The sequence below is a fragment of the Sphingomonas sp. genome (assembly GCF_039595165.1).
Classification (GTDB): domain Bacteria; phylum Pseudomonadota; class Alphaproteobacteria; order Sphingomonadales; family Sphingomonadaceae; genus Sphingomonas.
Genome location: NZ_JBCNMA010000181.1, coordinates 1 through 5,191 on the forward strand (window position 1 = coordinate 1; position 5,191 = coordinate 5,191).

Annotated in this window: 4 protein-coding genes; all 4 read left to right on the forward strand. The window is 68.8% G+C overall.

What is annotated here, in order from left to right:
• Nucleotides 1-1,446: MATE family efflux transporter (locus ABDV68_RS18230; RefSeq protein ID WP_343521516.1), on the forward strand; the 1,446-nt coding region annotated here is incomplete at its 5' end.
• 18 nt (nt 1,447-1,464) lie between these two features.
• Nucleotides 1,465-2,454: a porphobilinogen synthase gene (gene hemB, locus ABDV68_RS18235; RefSeq protein WP_343521517.1), complete on the forward strand. Its 990-nt coding sequence runs from the start codon at nt 1,465-1,467 to the stop codon at nt 2,452-2,454.
• Nucleotides 2,455-2,466: 12 nt separating this feature from the next.
• Complete coding sequence (locus ABDV68_RS18240) at nt 2,467-3,006, forward strand: GNAT family N-acetyltransferase (RefSeq protein WP_343521518.1); 540 nt, start codon at nt 2,467-2,469, stop codon at nt 3,004-3,006.
• Nucleotides 3,007-3,019: 13 nt separating this feature from the next.
• Nucleotides 3,020-5,191 (forward strand): fused MFS/spermidine synthase (locus ABDV68_RS18245; RefSeq protein ID WP_343521519.1); only part of this gene is annotated, 2,172 nt, incomplete at its 3' end.

Below are 5,191 nucleotides of genomic sequence, written 5' to 3' on the forward strand. Positions count from 1 at the left end.
CCTCGGGCCGCTACACGCCACGACCTGAGTCAGGGACCGATCGGCCGCACCCTGCTGGTGTTCGCGTTGCCGACGCTCGGCTCTAAGGTGCTGCAGTCGCTCAACGGCTCGATCAACTCGATCTGGGTCGGACGCTTCCTCGGCGAGCAGGCGCTGGCCGCGACCAGTAACGCCAACATCATCATGTTCCTGATGTTCTCGGCGGTGTTCGGCTTCGGCATGGCCGCGACGATCCTGATCGGCCAGTCGATGGGCCGGAACGACCTCGAGGCGGCGCGGCGCGCGTTCGGCTCGGCGATCGGGCTGGTGATGGGCGGGGCGGTGGCGATCGCGATCCTCGGCTGGCTGTTCACCCCGCAGATCCTGCATCTGCTCGCCACGCCTGGCGAAGCGGAGCATCTCGCGCGCGATTACCTCCGCGTGATCTTCCTCGGCCTGCCCTTCTCGATGCTCGGCGTGCTCATCCAGATGAGCCTGCGCGGCACCGGCGATTCGGTCACGCCCTTATGGTTCATGGTGCTGAGCGTCGTGATCGACGCCAGCCTCAACCCGCTGCTGATCGCCGGGATCGGGCCGTTCCCGCAAATGGGCATCGCCGGCTCGGCGACCGCCACGCTGATCGCCGGGATCGTCTCGTCCGCAGGCCTTCTGGCATATGTCTATTGGCGCGACCTGCCGATCCGGCTGCGCGGCGCGGAGCTGCGCTATCTGCTTCCCGAGCGCGCGCTGGTCGGCACGATCGTCGCCAAGGGCCTGCCGATGGGCGCGCAGATGCTGGTCATGTCCACCGCCGGCCTGTCGATGATCGGGCTGGTCAACCGGCTCGGCGTCGATACCGCCGCGGCCTATGCCGTGTCGCAGCAGCTGTGGACCTATATCCAGATGCCGGCGATGGCGATCGGCGTCGCGGTGTCGAGCATGGCCGCGCAGAATATCGGCGCCGGCCGCTGGGACCGGGTCGGCGCGATCACCCGCGCCGGCCTGATCTACAACACCGTGATCACGCTGTCGGTGATCGTGCTCATCATCCTGTTCGATCGCCCGGTGATGGCGCTGTTCGTCGGCGCCGACAGCGCGGCGATCCCGATCGCGCGTCATATCCAGCTGCTCGCGAGCTGGACCTTCGTGATGTTCGGCGCGACGATGGTGCTGTTCTCCACCGTCCGCGCCAATGGCGCGACGGTCCCGCCGCTCGTCATCCTCGCATTCACCTTGTTCCCGATCCGCCTCGGCTTCGCGATCTTCGGGCAGCGCTGGCTGGGCAGCGACGCGCTGTGGCTCGCCTTTCCGATCGGCTCGATCTTCTCGCTCGCCTTCGCCGCGCTCTATTATCGCTTCGGCCGCTGGCGCGCGGCCGTGCTCGAGATGCCCGCGGCCCCCGACGAGGCGGCGGAACAGGCGCATACCGCGACCGAGCCCGCCGGGCGCTTGCAACCCACGGGCTGAGGGCGCATCAGCGCGGCCATGAGCCATTATCCCGCCCTTCGCCTCCGCCGCACCCGCGCTGCCGCGTGGAGCCGGCGAATGCACGCCGAGACCGTGCTGACCCCCGCCGACCTGATCTGGCCGCTGTTCGTCACCGAGGGCGAGAGCATCGAGGAACCGATCGCCTCGCTCCCCGGCGTGTCGCGCTGGTCGATCGATCAGGTCGCGGTGCGCGCGAAGGAGGCGGCGGCGCTCGGCATCCCGTGCCTCGCCCTGTTCCCCAACACGCCGGCGAACCTGCGCACCGAGGATGGCGGCGAGGCGCTCAATCCCGACAATCTCATGTGCCGGGCGATCCGCGCGATCAAGGATGCGGTGCCGGGGATCGGCCTGCTCACCGACGTCGCGCTCGATCCCTATACCGCGCACGGCCATGACGGGCTGGTCGACGACCAGGGCTATGTCCTCAACGACATGACCGCCGAGATGCTCGTCGGCCAAGCGCTCAACCAGGCGCGCGCCGGTGCCGACATCATCGCGCCGAGCGACATGATGGACGGCCGCGTCGGCCTGATCCGCGAGGCGCTGGAGGACGAGGGGCACGTCAACGTCCAGATCATGGCCTATGCCGCGAAATACGCTTCGGCCTTTTACGGCCCGTTCCGCGACGCGGTGGGCAGCCGCGGCTTGCTCAAGGGCGACAAGAAGACCTATCAGATGGATCCCGCCAATGCCGAGGAAGCGCTGCGCGAGGTCGAGCTCGACCTCGACGAGGGCGCCGACAGCGTGATGGTCAAGCCCGGGCTGCCCTATCTCGACATCGTCCGCCGCGTGAAGGAGCGGTTCGAAGTGCCCGTGTTCGCCTATCAGGTGAGCGGCGAATATGCGATGATCGAGGCTGCGGCCGCGGCGGGGGCAGGGGACCGCGACGCGCTCGTCCTGGAGACGCTGATGGCGTTCAAGCGCGCGGGATGTTCGGGCGTGCTCACCTATCACGCGGCCCATGCCGCGCGGCTGCTCGGCGCTTGATCGAGACCGCCAATGATTGAAACTGGGCGTCTGATCCTGCGCAAGCCGCGCCCGGCGGACCGCGCGGCGCTCCACGCGATGTGGGCCGACCCGCTGGTGATGGCGGACCTCGGACCGGTGAAGGACGAAGCCGCGAGCGACGCCGCGATCGCACGCCACGACGGCTATCGCCACGAGGGGCTCGGCTTCTTCACCGTCGAGCGCAAGGCCGACTGGGCGGTGGTCGGCTTTTGCGGGCTCAAGCGCGGCGATCCGCCCAACCCGATCGCGGGGGAGATCGAGGCGGGCTGGATGATCGCGCAGCCCTATTGGCGCCAGGGCTATGCGCTCGAAGCGATGACTGCGGTGTTCGGCTGGGGCTGGGCGAGCTTCGACATGCCGCGCATCGTCGCGATCACCTCGGCGCGCAACCTGCGCAGCCAGGCGATGATGGCGCGGCTCGGCATGGCGCGGCTGGCGGAGGGCGATTTTGAGCACCACGCCTTCGCCGCCGATGATCCCTTGCGTCATATGGTGACCTACAGCATCACTCGTCCCTCGAGTATCGCGTAACGAAGGGGAGGCGATGAGCGCCGAAGCAATCGCCGATCCGGCGCAGCCCGTGAATGGGGGCGGGACGACCGCCTTCCAGCGCGCCAGCGGGCCGTTGTTCGTCGCGACGATCCTGCTCGGCAGCTTCCTGCTGTTCCTGGTCCAGCCGATGATCGCCCGCATGGCGCTGCCGCGGCTCGGTGGCGCGCCCGCGGTGTGGAACAGCGCGATGCTGGTCTACCAGGCGCTGCTGCTGGGCGGCTATGCCTATGCCCATTGGCTGGGCCGCGTGCCGGTGCGGCGCCAGGCGATGATCCATCTCGCCGTGCTCGCGCTCGCCGCTTTGTGGCTGCCGATCGGGCTGATGGCGATGCAGATGCCCGCCGATGCCGAGCCCGCCGTCTGGGTGCCGTGGTTGCTCGGCGCTTCGATCGGGCCGCTGTTCTTCGCGATCTCGGCGCAGGCGCCGCTGCTCCAGCGCTGGTTCGCCGTCGCTTCGGGCGGGCGCGATCCCTATGCGCTCTACGCGGCGTCCAACGCCGGCAGCTTCGGCGGGCTGCTCGCCTATCCGCTGCTGGTCGAGCCCGGTCTCGCGCTCAAGGGGCAGAGCTGGCTGTGGACCGGCGGCTATGCGCTGGTGTTCGTCGCGGTCGCGGCGTGCGCGCTGCTGCTCCCGCGCAAGGCGGCGGACGAGCCGCACGTCCATGCGACCAGCCCCGCGCCGTCGAAGACGCGGATCGCGCACTGGATCGCGCTCGCCCTGGTTCCCTCGGGCCTGATGCTCGCGACGTCGAGCTTCCTCACCACCGACATCGTCGCGGTGCCGATGCTGTGGGTCCTCCCCCTCGGCCTCTACCTGCTCAGCTTCACCATCGCCTTCGCCGCCCGCCGCTGGCCTGCCGAGCTGCTGACTCGCTTCGCCCCGGTGACGATCCTGATGTTCGGCGGGCTGATGATCGCCGGGCAGAACGAGAATCCCGAGCTCAACGCGCTGATGGCGCTCGGCCTGTTGTTCATGGTCGCCGTCGCGCTTCACACCCATCTCTACGACCTGCGGCCCGAACCCGACCGACTCACCGGCTTCTACCTCGCCATGTCGGTCGGCGGCGCGCTGGGCGGCGTGTTCGCCGGGCTGATCGCGCCGATCGTGTTCGACTGGACCTATGAATATCCGATCCTGATCCTCGCCGCCGGGCTGCTCGTGCCACAGGCTTTCCTGTTGCCGATCGTGGGCCGGTTGTGGCGGACCGGCCGGGGCGGGCTGATGCTGCGCGTCGCGGCGATCACAATCGTGACCTGCGCGCTGGTCGGGTTCGGCCTGTTCGGCACCAGCGGGATCGAGGAGAAGCAGACTCGCGGCATCGTCTATCTGATCATCGCCGCGATCGGCATGTTCACGGTCGGCATGCGCATCCCCTTCATGATCGTGCTGACCGGCGCGCTGTTCCTGTTCGGCGGCTATCGCGCGCTGTCGATGAGCCTCGAGGGCGACGTGCGGACGCGCAGCTATTTCGGCGTCTACACGATCACCGAACTGTCCAATCAGAAGCGGCTGGCGCACGGCACCACGCTGCATGGCGTCCAACTGACCGGCGATCCCGTGCGGTTGCGCACGCCGACGACCTATTATGTCCCGGGCTCGGGCGTGGGGCAGGCGATGCAGGCGCTGGGCGGCCTCTACGGCCCGGCCGCGCGCGTCGGCGTGGTCGGGTTGGGGACGGGCACGCTCGCCTGCTACGCCCAGCCGGGCCAGTCGTGGCGCTTCTACGAGATCGATCCGGCGGTCGTCGGGCTCGCGCGCCGCACGTTCAGCTTCCTCGACCGCTGCAAGCCCGATGCGTCGATCCTGCTCGGCGATGCCCGGCTGCGCCTCGCCGAGGCCGCGCCCGCGAGCCTCGACCTGCTGGTGCTCGACGCCTTCTCGTCGGACGCGGTGCCGATGCACCTGATGACGGAGGAAGCCTTCGCCACTTATGACCGTGTGCTGGCGAAGGACGGGCTGCTGCTCGTCCATATCTCCAACCGCTTCCTGTCGCTCGAGCCGGTGGTCGAGACCGCCGCCAAAGCGGGCGGGTGGAGCGCCGCCGAACTCACCTATTTCCCGACGATCATGGAAGAGATGGACGAAGCCACCACCTCGGACTGGATCGCGCTGTCGCGTTCGCCCGCGACGATCGCGCGGCTCAAGGCGACAGCGCGATCCAGT

What these genes read in the sequence shown, in the direction of transcription:
- hemB (WP_343521517.1), top strand. Translation starts at nt 1,465, where the DNA reads ATGAGCCATTATCCCGCCCTTCGCCTCCGCCGCACCCGCGCTGCCGCG.
- ABDV68_RS18240 (WP_343521518.1), top strand. Translation starts at nt 2,467, where the DNA reads ATGATTGAAACTGGGCGTCTGATCCTGCGCAAGCCGCGCCCGGCGGAC.